Origin of the sequence: Microbacterium sp. HSID17254, assembly GCF_003989315.1 — a bacterium.
Classification (GTDB): domain Bacteria; phylum Actinomycetota; class Actinomycetes; order Actinomycetales; family Microbacteriaceae; genus Microbacterium.
The window spans coordinates 44,708-63,526 of sequence record NZ_RBLT01000008.1 but is presented as its reverse complement, the minus strand read 5'-3'; the positions used below and the strand labels follow the sequence as shown (position 1 = coordinate 63,526).

Genomic DNA, 18,819 nt, shown 5'->3' with positions numbered 1-18,819 from the left:
GGGCGACACGGCAGCCGAGACGGTGCCCTAGCGTGGAGGGATGCCATCCCTCGACCCCGCCGTCGCCGAGATCCGCCTCGCCGTGCGCACCGCGCTCGCCGACCTGCCCGAGGGCTCGACCGTCGTCGTCGCGGTGTCCGGCGGTGCCGACTCGCTCGCACTGGCGGCGGCCACCGCGTTCGAGGCCGCGAAAGTCGGGGTGCGTGCGACCGCGGTGACGGTCGACCACGGTCTGCAGGACGGGTCCGCCGAGGTCGCCGCCGAGACGGCACGCATCGCCGGACGGCTCGGATTGGAGGCGCTCGTCGTCCGCGTCGAGGTCGACGGCGACGGTGGTCCGGAGGCGGCCGCGCGCGACGCGCGCTACCGCGTGCTCCGGGACGCGGCGGGCGACATCGGCGCGCGGGCGGTCCTGCTCGGTCACACGCTCGACGATCAGGCCGAGACGGTCCTGCTCGGACTCGCCCGCGGCTCCGGGGCGACGAGCCTGCAGGGCATGGCGCCGGACCGGGAGGACGATGACGGCCTCCGGTGGCTGCGCCCGCTGCTCGGCGTGCGCCGCGAGACCACCCGTGCGTTCTGCGCCGCGGCGGAGCTGCAGCCGTGGGACGACCCCCACAACACCGATGACCGCTACACGCGGGTGCGGGTGCGTCGCCACGTGCTCCCGGTGCTGGAGACGCAACTCGGCCCGGGCATCGCCGAGGCGTTGGCGCGCACCGCCGAGCAGCTCCGGGAGGACGCGGAGGCGTTCGACGAGATGATCCACGAGACGATCGAGGACATCGTCGAGCACGCCGAGGCCGGGATCTCGGTGAGCGTCGCCGCGCTCGCCGCCAACCCGGCCGCGCTGCGCAACCGCATCATCCGTCTCGTGGTCGACAGCGAGTTCGGGGCGAGCCTGAGCCGCGCGCAGACGATCGAGGTCGCCCGCCTCGTGACCGACTGGTCGGGTCAGGGCCCGATCGACCTGCCGGGGTGCGCCGCCGTGCGCCAGGGCGGCCGGATCGTGTTCACCGCCGCGACCCGCTGAATCGCGGGCCGCGGCGGCGTCGCGTCCTACTTCCTGCCGCCGAAGAGGCCGCCGAGGATGCCGCCGAGGTCGATGCCGCCGCCGGAGCCGCTCTTGCCGCCGCCGAGGAGGCCACCCAGCACGTCACCCAACCCGCCGCCGGAGCCAGAGTCGCCGCCGCCGAGGATGCCGCCGATGACGTCGCCGATCCCGCCGGAGCCCTCCGTGCCCGCGTCCGCCTTCGCCGTCTTGTCCTTGGTCGCGTTGGCGATCAGACCCATCACGATCGGCGCGAGGATGGGGAGGAGCTTTCCGAAGTCGATGCCCGGGGTCGCCTTCGACTCCGTCAGCTCCTTCGTGACCTCCTTCTCCTTCCCGCCGAGGATGTGGGAGACGATCTTCTCGCCGTCCTCCTGATCGATGTCGTCGATCGTCGCCGGGCTCGACGCACCGCGGTGCTTGCCCAGGGCCTTCTCGATGGCCGCCGACCCCTCGGAGCTCTCCGCGTTCTTGGCCAGCCCGCCGAGGAGCACGGCGCCGCCCTGCTCGACCGCGACCTTGGCCTCGTCGCGCGACACTCCGAGCTTCTGCGCGATGTCGTCGAGGGGGACCTGGCTGAGGATGTCTTGGGTCGCCATGGGGATCTCCTTCCGTCGGGGCGTGCGCCCTCGTCACCGTCAGAGTAGTGCGGTGTCGCCCTGCGGGGGAGGGTACGCGCCCGCGACCGGAGCACACTGCCGCGTCGCCTAAAATCGATCCATGCGCGCCGCGGAGATCCAGGACGACCTTGCACAGATCCTCGTCACCGAGGAGGAGATCCACGCCAAGCTCGACGAGCTCGCGGCGCAGGTCGCGAAGGACTACGAGGGCAAGGACCTCATCCTCGTCGGCGTGCTGAAGGGCGCGGTCATGGTCATGGCCGACTTCGCACGCGCGCTGCCCTTCCACGCGCCGATGGACTGGATGGCGGTGTCCAGCTACGGCGCCAGCACGAAGTCGAGCGGTGTCGTGCAGATCCGGAAGGACCTCGACACCGACCTGCACGGCAAGCACGTGCTCATCGTCGAGGACATCATCGACTCCGGCCTCACCCTGAGCTGGCTCCTGGAGAACTTCGAGTCCCGCGGTGCGGAGTCGATCGAGGTCCTCGCGCTGCTTCGCAAGCCGGAGGCCGCGAAGGTCGAGATCGACTGCAAGTACGTCGGCTTCGACATCCCCGTGGAATTCGTCGTCGGCTACGGACTCGACTACGCCGAGCGCTACCGCAACCTCCGCGACGTCGCCGTGCTGGCACCGCACGTCTACAGCTGACGCTTCGACAGGCTCAGCGACCCAGGGTAGGGGCGTTGCGCCGTGGGTGAACGCACAGCGGCCCCCTAGCACGGAGGCGATACGCTGATCCGACCATGGATGTGAAGAAGCTCACCCGCAATCCGCTGATCTACGTCGCTCTGATCGGCGTGCTGCTCTTCGGCGGATTCCTGCTGATCTCGAACCTCGGTGCGCCGAAGCAGATCACGACGCAGGAGGGGCTCGAGCTGCTCTCCGGCAAGACCGTGACCGAGGTCGTCACCACCGACGGCGATCAGCGCGTGGACATGACGCTGTCCAAGCCGTTCGAGGGCTCCGAGAACGTCCAGTTCTACTACGTCGAGGCCCGGGCCGACGAGGTGGTCTCCGCGATCGATGCGGCCGCCCCGAAGGACGGCTTCAACGACGCCGTGCCGCGCGCGACCTGGTTCGACGGCTTCCTCTCCCTGCTGCTTCCCCTCGTGCTGCTCGGCCTCCTGTTCTGGTGGCTCCTGTCGTCCATGCAGGGCGGCGGCGGCAAGGTCATGCAGTTCGGCAAGTCCAAGGCCAAGCTCGTCAACAAGGAGACCCCGACGGTCACCTTCGCCGACGTCGCCGGTGCCGACGAGGCCATCGAGGAGCTCCACGAGATCAAGGAGTTCCTGCAGGACCCGGCGAAATTCCAGGCCATCGGCGCCCGCATCCCGAAGGGCGTGCTCCTGTACGGCCCTCCCGGAACCGGAAAGACCCTCCTCGCCCGCGCCGTCGCCGGAGAGGCCGGAGCCCCGTTCTACTCGATCTCCGGTTCCGACTTCGTCGAGATGTTCGTCGGCGTCGGCGCCTCCCGCGTGCGTGACCTGTTCAGCCAGGCCAAGGAGAACGCTCCGGCCATCATCTTCATCGACGAGATCGACGCCGTCGGTCGTCACCGCGGCGCCGGCATGGGCGGCGGCAACGACGAGCGCGAGCAGACGCTGAACCAGATGCTCGTCGAGATGGACGGCTTCGACCCGAACGCGAACGTGATCGTGATCGCGGCCACCAACCGTCCTGACATCCTCGACCCCGCACTGCTGCGCCCCGGCCGCTTCGACCGTCAGATCGGTGTCGACGCCCCCGACCTCAAGGGCCGCCAGAAGATCCTCGAGGTGCACAGCAAGGGCAAGCCGCTGTCGAAGAACGTCGACCTCGAGGTCGTCGCCCGCAAGACCCCCGGCTTCACGGGTGCCGACCTGGCGAACGTGCTGAACGAGGCCGCGCTGCTCACGGCCCGCTCGAACGCGCAGCTCATCGACAACCGCGCCCTCGACGAGGCCATCGACCGCGTGATCGCCGGTCCGCAGCGCCGCACCCGCGTGATGAAGGACAAGGAGAAGCTCATCACGGCGTACCACGAGGGCGGACACGCGCTCGCGGCGGCGGCGATGAACTACACCGACCCCGTGACGAAGATCACGATCCTGCCCCGTGGCAAGGCGCTCGGCTACACGATGGTGCTGCCGCTGGACGACAAGTACTCGGTGACCCGCAACGAGCTGCAGGACCAGCTCACCTACGCGATGGGCGGCCGTGTCGCCGAGGAGCTCGTCTTCCACGACCCCACCACCGGTGCCTCCAACGACATCGAGAAGGCGACCTCGATCGCCCGCAAGATGGTCATCGAGTACGGCATGACGACGCAGGTCGGCCCCGTCAAGCTCGGCACCGAGGGCGGCGACATGTTCGTCGCACGGGACATGGGCCGTGGCCGCGAGTACTCCGAGAAGGTCGCGGAGCGCGTCGATGCCGAGGTGCGCGCGCTCATCGAGCAGGCGCACAACGAGGCGTATGCGGTGCTCAGCGAGAACCGGGACATCCTCGACCGTCTCGCCCTCGCGCTCCTCGAGGAGGAGACCCTCGACCACAACCGCATCGCCGAGATCTTCACCGAGGTGAAGAAGCTCCCCGAGCGTCCGCTGTGGCTGTCCAGCGAAGACCGCCCGGTCTCGGAGCGGCCGCCGATCGAGGTCCCGAAGAAGGACGTCTCGCTCGCCGCCTCCGTCGAGGCGCCGACGGCCCCGCCGCGCCCGCAGCAGGGCTCCGCCGGAGCGGGCAACCCTCGTCCCGCGACGGCGTGACGTGACCGTCGACAAGGGACGCGTCGAGCGGCTCACCAGGGAACTCCTGGAGGCGATCGGCGAGGACCCCGATCGTCCGGGGATCAAGCAGACGCCCTCCCGGATGGCCGAGCTCTACGCGGAGTTCTTCGCCGGGGTGGGCGAGGATCCCGCCGAGCCGCTCGCCCACACGATCAGCGTGACCCGCGGGCCGGCGCCGGACACCCTGCCGTCCGGCGCGGTGCTGCTGCGCGACATTCGCTTCCGCTCGGTGTGCGAGCACCACCTCCTGCCTTTCGCAGGGCACGCGCACATCGCCTACCTTCCGGGCGAGCAGGTCGTCGGCCTCGGTGCGCTCGTGCGCGTCGTGGAGATCCTCGCCGCGCGGCCGCAGGTGCAGGAGCGGCTGGGGGAGCAGATCGCCGACACGATCGCCGAGAACCTCGACGCGCGCGGCGTGCTCGTCGTGCTCGATGCCAGCCACGGCTGCGTGACGATGCGGGGCGGGCGGCAGACCGAGGCCTCGACGCTGACCATCGCGGCGCGCGGGGTCTACACGGATCCCGTGGCACGCGCGGAGCTGGTGACCCTGATCGGCATGACCGTGCCGGGGGCCGGGACGTCGCGCGCATGACCGGCATCTGGGGCATCGTCAACGTCACCCCCGACTCGTTCAGCGACGGCGGGCGGTATCTCGACGCAGACCGCGCGGTCGCCCACGGCCTTCGCCTGCGCGCGGAAGGGGCGTCCGTCCTCGACGTCGGGGGCGAGTCGACCCGGCCGGGCGCGGAACGCGTCGGGGTGGACGAGGAGCAGCGCCGCGTCCTTCCGGTGGTCGAACAGCTCGCGGCGGCCGGCGCCGTCGTCAGCATCGACACCCTCAACGCGTCGACCGCCGCGGCCGCCGTGCGCGCGGGGGCGCGCATCGTCAACGACGTCTCCGGCGGACTGGCTGACCCCGACATGCGCGCCGCGGTGGCGGAGTCGGGTGCCGACTTCGCGATCGGGCACTGGCGGGGCTTCTCCGCCGACATGTACGCGAACGCCGATTACCGCCGCGTCGCCCGAGAGGTGGCCGGCGAACTGCGCGAGCGCATCGGGGAGGCGGCCGCCGCCGGGATCGCGCCCTCCCGCCTGATCGTCGACCCCGGTATCGGGTTCGCCAAGGCCGGTGCCCAGAACTGGGACGTGCTGCGGGGCCTCGACGAGATCGTGGGTCTCGGCTTCCGCGTGCTGGTCGGGACGTCGCGCAAGCGCTTCCTCGCCGACGTGCTGCAGGAGGCGGCCCCGGGCGGTGACGGCGTGTCCGAGGAGCGCCGGGACCTGGCCACCGCGGTGACGAGTGCGCTCGCGATGCGCGCCGGCGCCTGGGCGGTGCGCGTGCACGACGTCGCGGCCACCCGCGACGCCCTCGCGATCACCCGCGCCTGGGAAGGCTGAGTGCGAGGTCGGAGCGTCGCCGTACCCTAGAGGCATGGACTTCCTCGACGAGATCGTGCTGACAGGGCTGACCGTGTTCGGCCACCACGGCGTCTACCCGCACGAGCGGGAGAACGGACAGGAGTTCACGGTCGACCTCCGGCTGCGGCTCTCCCTCGAACAGGCCGCCGCGTCCGACGATGTGGCCGACACCGTGCACTACGGCGAGCTCGCGGAGCGGGTGGCCGCCGTCGTCGCGGGGGAGCCGGTGAACCTCATCGAGACCCTGGCCGAGCGGATCGCGGACGTCGCCCTCGGTGACCGCCGCGTGCAGCAGGTGACCGTCACGGTGCACAAGCCGCAGGCGCCGATCGCCCTGACCTTCGGTGACGTGGCTGTGACGGTGCATCGGACGCGGGCTCCGGAGTCGCTGGAGGACATCACCACATGAGCCGCAACCTCACCCGCCCGCCGGAGGTGCCGGGCCCCCGAGCTCCGCGCCCCGAGACGGTGGCGGTCGTCGCGCTCGGCGCCAATCTCGGAGACCGCGAGGAGACGATCCGCGCCGCGGCCGCGCGCATCGCTCGGCTGCCGCTCGTCTCGGACGTGCGCCTGTCGCGTCTGTTCGAGACGGTGGCGCTGCGCGTGGACGGCCCCGATCCGGACGCCCCCGGGTATGTGAACGCGGTGGCTCTGGTGACCACCCGGCTCGCTCCCGAGATCCTCCTCGGCATGCTGCACGCCATCGAGGACGAGAACGGCCGCGTGCGCGGCGAGCGGTGGGGCGACCGCACCCTCGACCTCGACCTCATCGCCTATGGCGACGTCGTCTCGGACGACCCCCGCATCCAGCTGCCCCATCCGCGGGCGGCGGAGCGGCTGTTCGTCCTGGAGCCGTGGCTCGACGTCGACCCCGACGCCGAGCTCGTGGGGCGCGGCCGGGTCGCCGATCTGGCGGCGGACCTTCGCGCGCGAGGCGAGGGATGAAGCGCACCTCCGCCGGACTTCTCGCCGTCCTCGCGCTCGTCGGCGCCGGGGCCGGCTTCATCCTCGACCAGATGCTCACGGCGACGGGGCGGGCCACGTTCACGCCGTCCCTCTTCCTCCCGGTGCTGCTCGTCCTCATCGCGGGCGCATCGCTCGGGGTGGCCTGGCCGGTGCGGCGTAGCGTCCGCTCCGGGGTGCGCATCGACCCGTTCCGTGCCCTCCGGGCCGCGACCCTCGCGCGGGCGTCGAGTCTGCTGGGGGCGATCCTGGCGGGCTTCGGGGCGGGCCTGCTGGCCTTCCTCCTCACGCGCCCCATCGATCCCCCGATAGGGTCGACTGTGGCCATGGTGGCGCTGATCGCGAGTGCGGTCGTGCTCGTCATCGCCGCTCTCGTCGCCGAACAGTTCTGCACCCTGCCGAAGGATCCTGATGACTCAGAACCCAGAGACCGCGCCCCTGAACCCGGCGGAGGGCACTGACCTCGGCGCCCTCGACCAGGGCACCTACACGGGCCTGCGCACGGCGCGCAACGAGGCCCGCCTCGAGCTCGACGGCACCTGGCACCAGATCTCGCCGCGCTACGTGGTGTCGCAGATCGTGCAGAACGTCATCTTCCTGGCGATCGTCGTGGCGGCGGCCGTCGTGCTGAACATCGTGCTCGAACAGGACTGGGTGTGGATCCCGGCCGGGGTCATCATCCTCATCACCCTCGTGACGCTGGTCATCCTCCCGCGTCAGGCGCGGGCGATCGGCTACATGCTGCGGGCGGACGACATCGTGTTCCGCAAGGGCATCCTCTGGCAGCGCATGATCGCCGTGCCGTACGGTCGCATGCAGCTCGTCGACATCACTCAGGGGCCGCTCGACCGGGCGTTCGGCATCTCCCAGCTCAAGATGGTCACCGCGGCGGCCACCACCGGCGTGCAGATCCCCGGCCTCACCCAGGCGGCGGCCGAGGCGCTGCGCGACACGCTCATCCAGGTCGCCGAGACCCGCCGGACCGGACTGTGAGCGAGTCGCAGCTCCCCACCGCCGCGCCGGGGCAGACCTCCGCGGGCGCACCGTCGACGCACCTCGCGGACGGCGAATGGCACCGGATGCATCCGCTGACGCCGCTCTTCAAGGGCGGCCTGGCGCTCATCATCGTCGGCGGCATCGTGATCGCGAACATGCGCGACCGCGTCATCGCCTGGCTCGTCGGGCAGTTCGCGCCGGAGGAGGCGCACTACGACGACTACACCGGCGGCGATCCGGTCGACTGGGTGCTCGCCAACAACTTCGCCCTGATCGCGCTGCTGGGTGTCCTGGCGCTCGTCGTGGTGCTCGTGGCCATCTTCTGGTTCGTCTGGCGCTTCCAGCAGTTCCGGATCACCGGGGAGCACGTCGAGGTGCGCAAGGGCATCATCTTCCGGTCGCACCGTCGCGCCCCGCTCGACCGTGTGCAGGGCGTGAACCTCACGCGGCCGTTCCCCGCACGCATCATCGGCCTCGCGAAGCTCGAGGTCGTCGGCGCGGGCACCGACGCGAACGTCGCGCTGGAATACCTGGCGACGCCGCGCGCCGAAGGCGTGCGCGCCGAGATCCTGCGCCTGGCCTCCGGTGCGCGAGCCGCTCGGCACGCGGCGTTGGATCCGCAGAGCGGCGCGACGTCCGGCGGCACCGCTCCGGTTACCGCGCGTGCACAGCTCGTCGGCTCGATGAACGAGGGCGTCAACGGCCTGCTCGCCGGCGTGGACCTGCAGGACGTCGTCCCCGAGAGCGTCGTCAAGATCCCGGCCGGCCGGCTGATCGGCTCGCAGCTCATCTCCGGGTTGCTGTGGCTGGTCTTCTTCGGCGTGATCTTCGCGATCGCGATCGGGAGCACCCTCATCGGCATCCTCGTCGACGGCGATCCCGACGGCGGGGTGGTGCTGCTGGGCATCGGGCTCGGCATGGGCGTCCCCATGGTCATCGCCGTGGTCGGTATCACGTGGGCGCAGATCTCCAAGTCGCTGCGCTACTCCATCGCGCCCACCCCCGACGGCGTGCGCATCACCTACGGCCTGCTCACCACGGTCACCGAGACCCTTCCGCCGGGCCGCATCTTCGCGGTCGAGGTGTCGCAGTCCCTGCTGTGGCGGCCGTTCGGCTGGTGGACCATCAAGATCAACCGCATGAGCGGCAAGAGCGCCGCGCAGCAGTCGTCGAGCAGCGGTCAGCAGTTCAACGTCGTGCTCCCGGTCGGCAAGCGCGCGGACGTGGAGCGCGTGTTGTCGCTCGTGCTGCCCGATGTGCCGGCCGAGAGCATCCCCGCGCTCTGGGACCAGGGTGTCGTCGGTCCGACCGACGCCGACCCCTATCGGACGATGCCGCGCCGGGCCTGGTGGCGGCGACCGTTCTCGTGGAAGCGTCACGGATACACGGTGACCTCGGACGGCCTGCTCCTGCGCCGCGGAATCGTGTGGCGCAAGCTCGCGGTCTTCCCGCTCGCGCGTCTCCAGGGCGTGTCGCTGAGCCAGGGGCCCATCGACCGGGCCCAGGGGGTCTCCGGCGCGCAGGTGCACACCGTGCCCGGGCCGATCACCGGCCTCCTCTCCGGGCTCGAGCGCGCGGACGCCCTCGCACTGCTCAACGAGGTCAGCATCGCCGCAGCCGAGGCGGCGTCCCGAGACCACACGCACCGCTGGAGCGAGCACGCCGCGGGAGATCCGGTGGCGCCGCCCGCTCCGCCGGTGTTCGGTGGTCCTGCGACGCCGGCGTCTCCCGCGTTCGGAGGGGCGGCATCCGCTCCGCCTGCTCCCCCCGCTCCGGGGTCGGCGCCCCCGCCGGTCCCGCCCGCCCGGCCCCCCCCCGTGCCGCCGCCGCCCGCCCCCCCGCCCCCGCCGCCCCCGGTCCCGCCGCCGCCTGCTCCGCCGGTCACGGCGCCTCCGGTCGCTCCGCCGCCCGCTCCGCCGGTCGCGCCGCCACCGCCGCAGACGGCTGCCCCCTCGGCCTCTCCGTCGCCGACCGGCCCGACCCCGCCACCCACCCCGCCGGCGCGACCGGACACGTCGCGCGAGGAGTGAGCGTGGTGCGCGACGGGCGCCTGGGCGTCGGCATCGTCGGGGCCGGGCGCGTCGGTCCGGTGATCGGCGCGGCACTGGCCGGAGCTGGGCACGCGATCGTCGGGATCACGAGCGGATCGGACGACGAGCGCGCATCCGCGGTGCTCCCGGGCGTCCCGGTGCTGGACACGCAGGAGGTCGTGCGGCGCGCCGAACTGGTGATCCTCGCGGTTCCCTCCGCCGAGCTTCCGTCCCTCGTCTCGGGCATCGCGGAGGTCGGCGGGTGGCAGATCGGCCAGCTCGTCCTGCACACCGATCCGGCGCAGGGCATCGAGGTCCTGCGCCCGGCGGCGGAGCGCGGTGCCATCCCGTTGGCGGTGCATCCGGCGATCACGTTCACCGGGACCTCGATCGACCTCCGGCAGTTGCAGGCGGGCTTCGCGGCGGTCACCGCTCCCGCCGCCGTGCTCCCGATCGCTCAGGCGCTCGCCGTGGAGATGGGGTGCGAACCGGTGGTCATCGCGGAAGCCGACCGTGCCGCCTACGCCGACGCGATCGCCACGGCCACGGAGTTCTCCCGCTCGATCATCGGACAGTCGACCTCGCGGCTCCGTGACATCGGGGTCGAGAACCCGGGTGGCTTCCTGTCGGCTCTGGTGCAGTCGACGGTCGAGCGGGCGCTGCGCGACGCCTCGGATCCGCCCCCGCTGGTCTGATCGCCTTCCCGGCGCGTCGTCTCGGGCTCAGCGTCCGCCGGAGAAGCCGCCTCCGCCTCCGCCCCCGGAGAACCCGCCGCCGAACGAGCCGCCGGTAGCGGACGAGGTGCCGGTGGACGGGGCCGAGTAGGTCGCGGCCGCCGTGGAGGAGCTCATGAACGCCACGAGCGACGTGCGGAGAGCGAAGGACGTGGGGTCGCCGATCCAGGTCGGGCCGTGCGCCTCCCGGCTGTAGGCACTCTCCAGCACCCGGCCCCACTCGTCCTCCATGCCGAACAGCATCGCGTAGGGGAGGAGGCGCTCGTAGACATGGATGACGTCCGCCCCCTCCTCGGTGCGCCGTTCCGCGCCGGTGTAGGACTGCAGCATCCGCAACCGATCCTCCTCCGCGACCCGGATGAACTCGCGCACCCCCTGCAGATGCTCGTACGCCTGCGCACCTTCCGGCGTCAGCACCGTGTGCCGCGAGAAGGTGAAGAAACTCGAGGCCGCGACGAGCAGCGTCCCGACGGAGATGGCGAGAAGCGCGGGGCCGGCGGACAGGCGTCCGGATGCCACGGCCACGATGGCGACGACGAGACCGGCCACGGCGACGGCGATGGCCACGGACTGCAGGATGACGGCAGCGCGGCTGCGCGCCGTGGTGGTCAGACCGCGGCGGGAGGCCTCCTCCTGGCCCTTCGCCGTCAGCGCGGTCATCCGCGTCGCGAAGGCCTCGCTCTCGGTCGGCAGGTCCACGACGCCGTCCGCATCCGCGTGGAGGAAGAGCGCGTCGAGCGCAGCCTGATCGAGGGGGCTCGGCGCCCTGCCGTGGGGCTGTCGTCGCAGCCGGGGCGCTTCGGCTGATGCGCCTTCCTCGATGCGCAGGGCGCCGCGGACGGCGAGGTGCACGATCTCGGCGGGCACCACATTCTCGGCACCAGGGAGGAGCGCGGCCGCGAGGAGGGGAGGCTGGTCGTCGGGGACCTCGTACTGCGCCACGATGATCCCGCTGGCGCGGCGCCGACGTCGTCCCGAGCCCACCGTGGCCGCCCACCCGGCCGCGGACAGGCCGACGGCGCCGACCGCGGCGAGCACGGGCCCGAGGTCGGCGACGGGATCGGGCTGGCGGGCGGCCGGCTGGGTCACGGTCCCCGGTGCGAAGCCGACGGCCACCGTCACCCCGTCCCCGGCGGGAAGCGACCGGGCCTCGACACGGAACGTCGCGCCCTCCCCGCCCGCGATCGGCCCCGCGAGCTCGCAGGGAGCCGTGGATCCGGCAGGGCCGATGTAGCATCTCGTCGCGCCGGTGAGATGGGTGGCCAGGGCCGCGTCGAAGCGGATGTCAGCCCGGAACGCCTCGATCGGCTGCGTGCTGTCGAGGGGGAGGAGATCCCAGTAGAACTCGTCCGCGGTGCGGGAACCCGACGCGTCCGGAGCGCTGCCGACGATGATGTCGCGCATCTCGTACTCGATGACGTAGGTGGTCAGGCCGTGGACGAAGTCGTCGTCACCGGTGAGGATGAAGAGCGTCCCGTCGTCCTCGTCGGTCTCGTACGGGACGGCGGCTCCGTCCTCGTCGGTGACCGCGAGCACCCGGGTGTCGAGCGCGGCGTCCTTGTACGTCGTCGCCAGCCCCCGCACGATGCCGCGGTTCTGGTCGGCGTCGGGGAATCGCGCGACGACGGTCTCCGTCACCTGCATGCGCGCCCGCCCGTCCTCGTCGAGCCCGACGTCGTACACCGCGTCCCAGGAGGCGTAGGAGAAGTCGTCCACGTCGGCGGCGGAGACGACGGTGGTCGCGGTCGCCGGGGCCGCCGCGATGGCGATCTCCGGCGCGAGGACGGGGACGGTGGCGAGAGCGACGACGGCGCTCGCGCGGAGGATCCGAGTGGGGGCCATGCCTCGAGGCTACCCAGCACGCCGCGCGGCGAGGACCCCCCGCGCCATCTCGGTAAACTGGGGAGGACTTCCAAGGAGCCCCGCACATGACTGACGCGCCCGCCGCGCCCGAAACGGCCTCGGCCGCCCCTTCCGCCGAAGAGGACATCCACGAGCAGAAGGCCGTCCGCCTCGCCAAGCGCGAGCGTCTGATCGAGAAGCGCACGGACGCCGGCGGCGGTGCGTTCCCGGTCGCCGTGCCCGTGACGCACAGCATTCCCGCGCTGCGCGCGGAGTACGGAGACCTCGAGCCCGGCGCCGAGACCGGCGTCGTCGTCGGTGTCGCCGGCCGCGTGGTGTTCAGCCGCAACACCGGCAAGCTCTGCTTCGCGACGCTCCAGGCCGGCGACGGCTCCCGGATCCAGGCGATGGTCTCCCTCGCCAACGTCGGCGAGGAGTCGCTCGCGGACTGGAAGGAGTACGTCGACCTCGGCGACCATGTCTTCGTGCACGGTGAGGTCATCTCCAGCCGTCGAGGCGAGCTGTCGATCATGGCGGACGACTGGGCCATCGCGTCGAAGGCGATCCTCCCGCTGCCCAACGCCTACGCCGAGCTGAGCGAAGAAGGACGCGTCCGCAGTCGCTACCTCGACCTCATCGTCCGGGAGCAGGCGCGGACGACCGTGCGTGCGCGTGCGGCGGTGAACGCGAGCCTGCGGGCGACGTTCGCCTCCCACGGCTACCTCGAGGTGGAGACGCCCATGCTGCAGGTGCAGCACGGCGGCGCGTCCGCTCGCCCGTTCGTCACCCACTCCAATGCGTTCGACACGGAGCTCTACCTCCGCATCGCCCCGGAGCTGTACCTCAAGCGCGCGGTCGTCGGCGGCATCGAGCGGGTCTTCGAGATCAACCGGAACTTCCGCAACGAGGGCGCCGACTCCACGCACAGCCCGGAGTTCGCGATGCTCGAGGCCTACCAGGCCTACGGCGACTACAACCAGATGGCGGCACTGACGCAGGAACTCGTGCAGCAGGCGGCGATCGCGGTGGCCGGGTCGACCACGGTGACGTGGGCGGACGGCACCGAATACGACCTGGGTGGCGAGTGGGACCGCATCTCGATGTACGAGTCGCTGTCGGCCGCGTCCGGGCGGACCGTCACGCCGACGGACGCCGTCGCGGACCTGATCGCCTTCGCCGAGGCGAACGGCGTCGACGTGCCGCCTCAGGCCACGCACGGCAAGCTCGTCGAGGAGCTCTGGGAGCACTTCGTGAAGGGCGACCTCGTCCGGCCGACGTTCGTCATGGACTTCCCCGTCGACACCTCCCCGCTCGTGCGGGAGCACCGCTCCGTCGAGGGCGTCGTGGAGAAGTGGGACCTCTACATCCGTGGATTCGAGCTGGCGACCGGGTACTCCGAGCTCGTGGACCCGGTCATCCAGCGTGAGCGGTTCGAGGAGCAGGCGAAGCTCGCCGCCCGCGGCGACGTCGAGGCCATGCCGATCGACCAGGAGTTCCTCCGGGCTCTGGAGCACGGCATGCCGCCGTCCGGAGGGATGGGCATGGGCATCGACCGTCTCCTGATGGCGATCACCGGCCTGGGGATCCGCGAGACCATCCTCTTCCCGCTCGTCAAGTAGCAGCGGGGCGCTCATTCTCCTCGCCGCCCACGGAAGGCCCACTCCGGCAGGACCGCACCGCCGATCATGGCGTCGAGCAGTAGCGCGAGACTGTACGTCGGGTCGATCTCCCGCGCCATCTCGAGGTAGCGGCCCGCGTGCGTGGCGCGTCCGAGCGCCCAGGACAACCAGGCCGCGACGGTGAGCGGGCCGGGGCGTGCCTCCCGCGGGGCTCGTGCCGTGGCCTCGCGTACGGCACGAAGCGCGGTGCGGAGTCGCTCGCCGTCCGGCGCCGTGCCGCGGCCGAGGAACACACGCCCGATGTCGTCGGGCACGGGTGCCCCGGCGGCGGTGAAGGCGAGCTGCGCCTCCATGGTGCGGATGCCCTGACGGTGATCGGTCGCCCACTGCGCGATCGCCGTGTCGCGGACCGGTGGTCGCCCCAGGCACCACACGAGCGCGGCGGCGGTGAGGGGCGGGAGCGGATCCGAGGCCTCGAGAACCGATTCGAGGAACGCGGGGATGTCGTCGAGCAGAGCGGCGGCGGCGATCACCTGCGGCTCGCCGGCGCGCGTCGTGCGCTCCGGACCGAGCGCACGGTCGAGGCCGTGCAGGATGCGGGCGACCTGGCGGGCCTCCGCCGCAGGGGCGGATGGCAACGCCGCTCCGGAGAACTGGTCTCCCGAGACATCGCCGAGCGCGGCGGCCCCGGGCGGCGGAACGATGTCGGTCAGCGGATGCAGCACCGGATCGGTGTCCTCGTACCGGCTCCAGCCCTCCGGCGTCACGCACAGGGCCTCGACCACTCGGAGCCCCGCGCCCTCGGCGCAACCCAGAAGCGTGTCGACCGCCACCGCGTGCGGAAGCACGAGGCCGTCCGGCGTCTGCTCCGCCGGGGTGTCGGTGTAGACGACGACGGCCAGGGCGTCGGTCCCCGGCACCCGGACGACCAGGTCGACCGCCGCCGTGGCGTAGTGGAGGACGGGGATGACGTGATCGGGGAGGTCGAGGCGCATCGCCCCGTCGCTGCGGGAGCCCCGGAACGGGAGGAGGACGATGCTCTCGCGTGGCGTGAAGCCGGCGAGGGCGGGCACGATGGCCAGGAACTGGGCGGAGTCGGAGGCGCGGAGCACGGTTGTCATGAGGAGAGGGTGACGTTTCTGCGCACGTGACGGGGCACCGGAGGGGCGCTGTGGATGAGAATCCTGGGAAGCGCCACCTGTGCACGAGTAGTCGCTCGCGTACGATGGACGCATGGACAACTTCTGGCTCGCCGCGGCATGGTCGCTCCTGCCGACGGTCGGCGTCAGCATCGTCTTCTTCGTCGTGCTTCGCGGCATCCTCCGGTTCGATCGCACGGAGCGCAAGGTGCACGCGCAGATCGAGGCCGAGGAACGCGCCGCGCGTGGGCTGCCGCCGCGCCCCTGAGTCCGACCCATCCGCTACTGTGAAGCGAGCGCGCCCGGTCCGGCGCGCCCCGGGGTGATCATCCTCGGTGTGGGTGAGGGGGCGAGATGACCGCGGAGTCCTGGGGATGGTGGGTCGCCGCCTTCGTCCTGGTGCTCGACATCATCATCCGCGTCACCGCGATCATCGTCATCCCGCGCAACCGCCGTCCCACCGCGGCGATGGCCTGGCTCCTCGCCGTGTTCTTCATCCCGGTGGTCGGCGTCTTCCTGTTCCTGCTGATCGGGAACCCCCGCCTGCCGCGCGCACGGCGCCGCAAGCAGGAGCAGATCAACCAGTACATCGCGGAGACCAGCGAGCACCTCCACTTCGGGACGCTCCGGCCGAACGCCCCCGCCTGGTTCGGGCCGATCGTGCAGATGAACCAGCGTCTCGGTGCCCTGCCGCTCTCCGGCGACAACGGCGCCCACCTCATCTCCGACTACCAGGAGTCGCTCGACGAGATGGCGGAGGCCATCCGCACGGCGCAGGAGTACGTGCACGTCGAGTTCTACATCCTGCAGTCCGACGACTCGACGGACAACTTCTTCCGCGCCCTCGAAGAGGTGGCTGCGCGGGGTGTGGCCGTGCGCGTGCTCCTCGACCACTGGGCGAACCGGGGCAAGCCGCGCTACCGCCAGACCATCGCCCGCCTGAACGACATGGGTGCGGAGTGGCACCTGATGCTTCCCGTGCAGCCGCTCAAGGGCAAGATGCAGCGCCCGGATCTACGCAATCACCGCAAGCTCCTCGTCGTGGACGGCAACATCGCCTTCCTGGGGTCGCAGAACATCACGGACTCCACCTACAACCTGCCGAAGAACATCCGGCGGGGCCTGCACTGGGTCGACCTGATGGTCCGCCTGGACGGGCCGGTGGTGCTGAGCGTCAACGCGATCTTCCTCAGCGACTGGTACAGCGAGACGGACGTCGTGCTCGAGGAGATCGACATCTCCCACGCCAACATCGGCTCCGGCGACCTGGACTGCCAGGTGGTGCCGTCCGGCCCGGGCTTCGAGGTGGAGAACAACCTGCGGCTCTTCCTCGCCCTCCTGTACGCGGCGAAGAAGCAGATCATGATCGTCAGTCCGTACTTCGTCCCGGACGAGGCCCTGCTGCTCGCGGTCACCGCGGCCGTCGATCGCGGTGTCGAGGTGCAGCTCTTCGTCTCGGAAGAGGGCGACCAGGCGATGGTCTACCACGCCCAGCGCAGCTACTACGAGGCGCTGCTCCGGGCGGGGGTGCGGATCTGGATGTATCGGAAGCCCTACATCCTCCACACCAAGAGCCTCACGATCGACGACGAGGTGGCCGTCATCGGCTCCAGCAACATGGACATGCGCTCGTTCGGCCTGAATCTCGAGGTGTCGATGCTCGTACGCGGCGAGGAGTTCGTCGCCGAGATGCGCGAGGTCGAGGACAAGTACCGGTCGCTGAGCCGGGAGCTGACGCTCGAGGAGTGGCTGCAGCAGCCGCTGCGTTCCACCGTGCTCGACAACCTCGCGCGGCTCACGTCCGCGCTGCAGTGATCGCTCGATCCGTCAACCCCGGTTTCGGGGAGCGGAACCCGCCGCTACCCTGAGGGCATGACTCCCCGCAGGCTCGTGCTCGCCGTGTCCTCCGCGCTCGCCGCGGCCCTCGTCCTCGCCGGCTGCACGGTCGGTCCCGGCGGAGCCGCACCGCGTTCGACGTCCGACCCCTCCAGCGGCCCGGGAAGTGCCGGGAGCGCGGACGACCAGGACGACATGGACGGAGCGCTCCTCGACGAGGGGCGGATGTTCGCTGTCGTCAGCTGGGGGTCGTCGACCTGCCTCCCCCAGGTGGACGAGGTGTCCGCCGAGGGGCAGCGGGTCTCCGTGACGCTCGTCGAGCCGGAAGGCGACGGCGCCACGGAGCAGGCCTGCACGGCGGACCTCGCGCCCCGGGCCAGCCTCGGAGCGCTGCCGGACGGCGTCGACCCGACCAAGGACGTGACGCTGGTGGTGACGTACGGCGACCTGATCGACGAGATCGACGTCGACGGCGACCCCGCCGCCACGGCCACTCCCGGTTCGTCGACCGAGTACCAGCCGTCCGCGGCCTGGTTCGACGACGGCGGTCTGGTGCTGCTGACCTGGGGCTCCTCCAGCTGTGCTCCGGTCGTCGACTCCGTCGAAGCGGACGGCTCGACGGGAACCGTGACCTTCGTCACGGACGAGGATCAGGTGTGCACCATGGACATGGCGCCGCGGGCCACGGTGGTCGAGTTCGCCGAGGACGAGGTCGACGACGACGCCCCGTTTAAGCTGACGCTCGTCGGCGGCGGTCTCGACGGCACGGTCGAGGTCCGCTGAGTCGGACGCCCTCGTCAGAGGATGTGCACCGGGTGACCGGTGGGCAGCGCGAGCAGAAGCGCGCCGGGGTCGGCTCGACACGTGAGGTGCACGGCCTCGCCGAACTCGTCGCCGTCGAGCTCGACGGGTGTGGGGGCGGAGGCGGCGGCCTCGGCGCGGGCACCGCGGAAGTAGTGCACCGAGGCATCCGTGCCGCGGCGCTCGAGCACGAACCGACCGGCACGTGAGCGGCGCAGCACGGAGTTGTCCCACCAGATCTTGCGCCAGACCCCGAGCCAGCCGAGCACGCCGGTCGGCTGGATGACCGCCACGTCGAGGGTCGCATCGGTGATGGAGGCGTCCGGGATGAGGGAGATGCCGGCCGGAAGCGTGCCGCAGTTCGCGAACAGGATGCTGTGCACCTTGGTGGAATGCAGGCGCCCCGTGCCGATCTGGTACACCGCCCGGAAGGGCTTGGCGCGGGGGAGGGATCGGGCGGCGCCGTCGACGTAGGCGATCCAGCCGACGGACTTCTTCAGGTCGGCACGGGTGTTCGCGATCATGTCGGCGTCGAGGCCGATGCCGGCGAGCACGACGAAGGCGTGCTCCTCCTCGGAGCCGTCCTCCCTGGTCATCCGCGCCCAGCCGATGTCGATCGGATGACGGAAGTCGCCGAGGGCGGCGCGGATCATCTCCGCCGGGTCGGCCAGCGGCAGCCCGAGATTCCGGGCGAGGAGGTTCCCGGTGCCGCTCGGCAGGATGGCGAGGGGGACCCCCGTGCCGGCGATGGCCTCCGCGACGGCGCGCACCGTCCCGTCTCCGCCGGCCACGAGCACCACATCCACGCCGCGCGCCAGTGCCTCGGCCGTCGCCCCCTGGCCCGCATCCTCCACGGTCGTCGGATAGAAGGCGGGGTGATCCCATCCCGCCTCTCGGGACAGATCGCGGACCTGCGCGCGCAGGCGCTTCCCATCGACCTTCACGGGGTTGTACACGAGCGCCGCCTGCTTCAGAACGCGGGGACTCGTGGTCATGGCGC

Annotated in this window: 19 protein-coding genes; 15 read left to right on the top strand and 4 right to left on the bottom strand. The window is 71.4% G+C overall.

The window, feature by feature from the left end; all coding sequences use genetic code 11:
- The first annotated feature begins 40 nt into the window (after positions 1-40).
- Complete coding sequence (tilS, locus tag D8M34_RS06540) at positions 41-1,033, top strand: tRNA lysidine(34) synthetase TilS (protein WP_126893500.1); 993 nt, start codon at positions 41-43, stop codon at positions 1,031-1,033.
- A 26-nt stretch (positions 1,034-1,059) separates the two neighbouring features.
- On the opposite strand, the gene D8M34_RS06535 is transcribed toward tilS, so the two are convergent.
- Entirely contained in the window at positions 1,060-1,650 is a 591-nt protein-coding gene (locus D8M34_RS06535; RefSeq protein WP_126893499.1) for a DUF937 domain-containing protein, read from the bottom strand.
- Between the two features lie 121 nt (positions 1,651-1,771).
- On the opposite strand from D8M34_RS06535, the gene hpt reads away from it, so the two are divergent.
- The 10 genes from hpt to D8M34_RS06485 all read left to right on the top strand — a co-directional run bounded on the left by hpt (position 1,772) and on the right by D8M34_RS06485 (position 10,543).
- Positions 1,772-2,323, top strand: a complete 552-nt coding sequence (gene hpt, locus D8M34_RS06530; protein ID WP_017204674.1) for a hypoxanthine phosphoribosyltransferase — start codon at positions 1,772-1,774, stop codon at positions 2,321-2,323.
- Between the two features lie 95 nt (positions 2,324-2,418).
- On the top strand, positions 2,419-4,419 hold the full coding sequence (gene ftsH, locus D8M34_RS06525) for an ATP-dependent zinc metalloprotease FtsH (RefSeq protein WP_025104589.1): 2,001 nt from the start codon (positions 2,419-2,421) through the stop codon (positions 4,417-4,419).
- Between the two features lies 1 nt (position 4,420).
- Complete coding sequence (folE, locus tag D8M34_RS06520; RefSeq protein WP_025104588.1) at positions 4,421-5,032, top strand: GTP cyclohydrolase I; 612 nt, start codon at positions 4,421-4,423, stop codon at positions 5,030-5,032.
- The gene (gene folP / locus D8M34_RS06515) at positions 5,029-5,838 is read left to right on the top strand and encodes a dihydropteroate synthase (protein WP_102207986.1); all 810 of its coding nucleotides are present in this window, start codon (positions 5,029-5,031) and stop codon (positions 5,836-5,838) included. Before folE ends, folP begins: the two co-directional genes overlap by 4 nt.
- Before the next feature lie 34 nt (positions 5,839-5,872).
- Positions 5,873-6,268: a dihydroneopterin aldolase gene (gene folB / locus D8M34_RS06510; protein ID WP_085604020.1), complete on the top strand. Its 396-nt coding sequence runs from the start codon at positions 5,873-5,875 to the stop codon at positions 6,266-6,268.
- On the top strand, positions 6,265-6,804 hold the full coding sequence (folK, locus tag D8M34_RS06505; RefSeq protein WP_085604017.1) for a 2-amino-4-hydroxy-6-hydroxymethyldihydropteridine diphosphokinase: 540 nt from the start codon (positions 6,265-6,267) through the stop codon (positions 6,802-6,804). The genes folB and folK overlap by 4 nt, the downstream gene beginning before the upstream one ends.
- Complete coding sequence (locus D8M34_RS06500) at positions 6,801-7,283, top strand: DUF3180 domain-containing protein (RefSeq protein ID WP_025104584.1); 483 nt, start codon at positions 6,801-6,803, stop codon at positions 7,281-7,283. Before folK ends, D8M34_RS06500 begins: the two co-directional genes overlap by 4 nt.
- The gene (locus D8M34_RS06495) at positions 7,234-7,815 is read left to right on the top strand and encodes a PH domain-containing protein (RefSeq protein WP_060921542.1); all 582 of its coding nucleotides are present in this window, start codon (positions 7,234-7,236) and stop codon (positions 7,813-7,815) included. Before D8M34_RS06500 ends, D8M34_RS06495 begins: the two co-directional genes overlap by 50 nt.
- Positions 7,812-9,848: a PH domain-containing protein gene (locus D8M34_RS06490; RefSeq protein WP_238695608.1), complete on the top strand. Its 2,037-nt coding sequence runs from the start codon at positions 7,812-7,814 to the stop codon at positions 9,846-9,848. Before D8M34_RS06495 ends, D8M34_RS06490 begins: the two co-directional genes overlap by 4 nt.
- Positions 9,849-9,850: 2 nt before the next feature.
- Entirely contained in the window at positions 9,851-10,543 is a 693-nt protein-coding gene (locus D8M34_RS06485; protein WP_126893498.1) for a DUF2520 domain-containing protein, read from the top strand.
- Positions 10,544-10,570: 27 nt separating this feature from the next.
- Here D8M34_RS06485 and D8M34_RS06480 read toward each other — a convergent pair whose 3' ends face one another.
- Positions 10,571-12,424: a DUF2207 family protein gene (locus D8M34_RS06480; protein ID WP_126893497.1), complete on the bottom strand. Its 1,854-nt coding sequence runs from the start codon at positions 12,422-12,424 to the stop codon at positions 10,571-10,573.
- A gap of 86 nt (positions 12,425-12,510) precedes the next feature.
- Between D8M34_RS06480 and lysS the strand changes: the two genes are divergently transcribed.
- The gene (lysS, locus tag D8M34_RS06475; protein ID WP_085604003.1) at positions 12,511-14,043 is read left to right on the top strand and encodes a lysine--tRNA ligase; all 1,533 of its coding nucleotides are present in this window, start codon (positions 12,511-12,513) and stop codon (positions 14,041-14,043) included.
- Between the two features lie 11 nt (positions 14,044-14,054).
- Here the strand turns inward: lysS and D8M34_RS06470 are convergent, their stop codons facing one another.
- Positions 14,055-15,164: a DUF4192 domain-containing protein gene (locus tag D8M34_RS06470; RefSeq protein ID WP_085604001.1), complete on the bottom strand. Its 1,110-nt coding sequence runs from the start codon at positions 15,162-15,164 to the stop codon at positions 14,055-14,057.
- A 112-nt stretch (positions 15,165-15,276) separates the two neighbouring features.
- Between D8M34_RS06470 and D8M34_RS19250 the strand changes: the two genes are divergently transcribed.
- The 3 genes from D8M34_RS19250 (at position 15,277) to D8M34_RS06460 (ending at position 17,801) form a co-directional block, all read left to right on the top strand.
- The gene (locus tag D8M34_RS19250) at positions 15,277-15,450 is read left to right on the top strand and encodes a hypothetical protein (protein ID WP_164498164.1); all 174 of its coding nucleotides are present in this window, start codon (positions 15,277-15,279) and stop codon (positions 15,448-15,450) included.
- A gap of 86 nt (positions 15,451-15,536) precedes the next feature.
- A complete protein-coding gene (gene cls / locus D8M34_RS06465) occupies positions 15,537-16,997 on the top strand; it encodes a cardiolipin synthase (protein ID WP_025104577.1) in 1,461 nt (486 codons plus the stop codon).
- Positions 16,998-17,054: 57 nt separating this feature from the next.
- Entirely contained in the window at positions 17,055-17,801 is a 747-nt protein-coding gene (locus D8M34_RS06460) for a hypothetical protein (RefSeq protein WP_126893496.1), read from the top strand.
- A gap of 14 nt (positions 17,802-17,815) precedes the next feature.
- Here the strand turns inward: D8M34_RS06460 and D8M34_RS06455 are convergent, their stop codons facing one another.
- On the bottom strand, positions 17,816-18,814 hold the full coding sequence (locus D8M34_RS06455; protein ID WP_025104575.1) for a diacylglycerol/lipid kinase family protein: 999 nt from the start codon (positions 18,812-18,814) through the stop codon (positions 17,816-17,818).
- Positions 18,815-18,819: the final 5 nt, after the last annotated feature.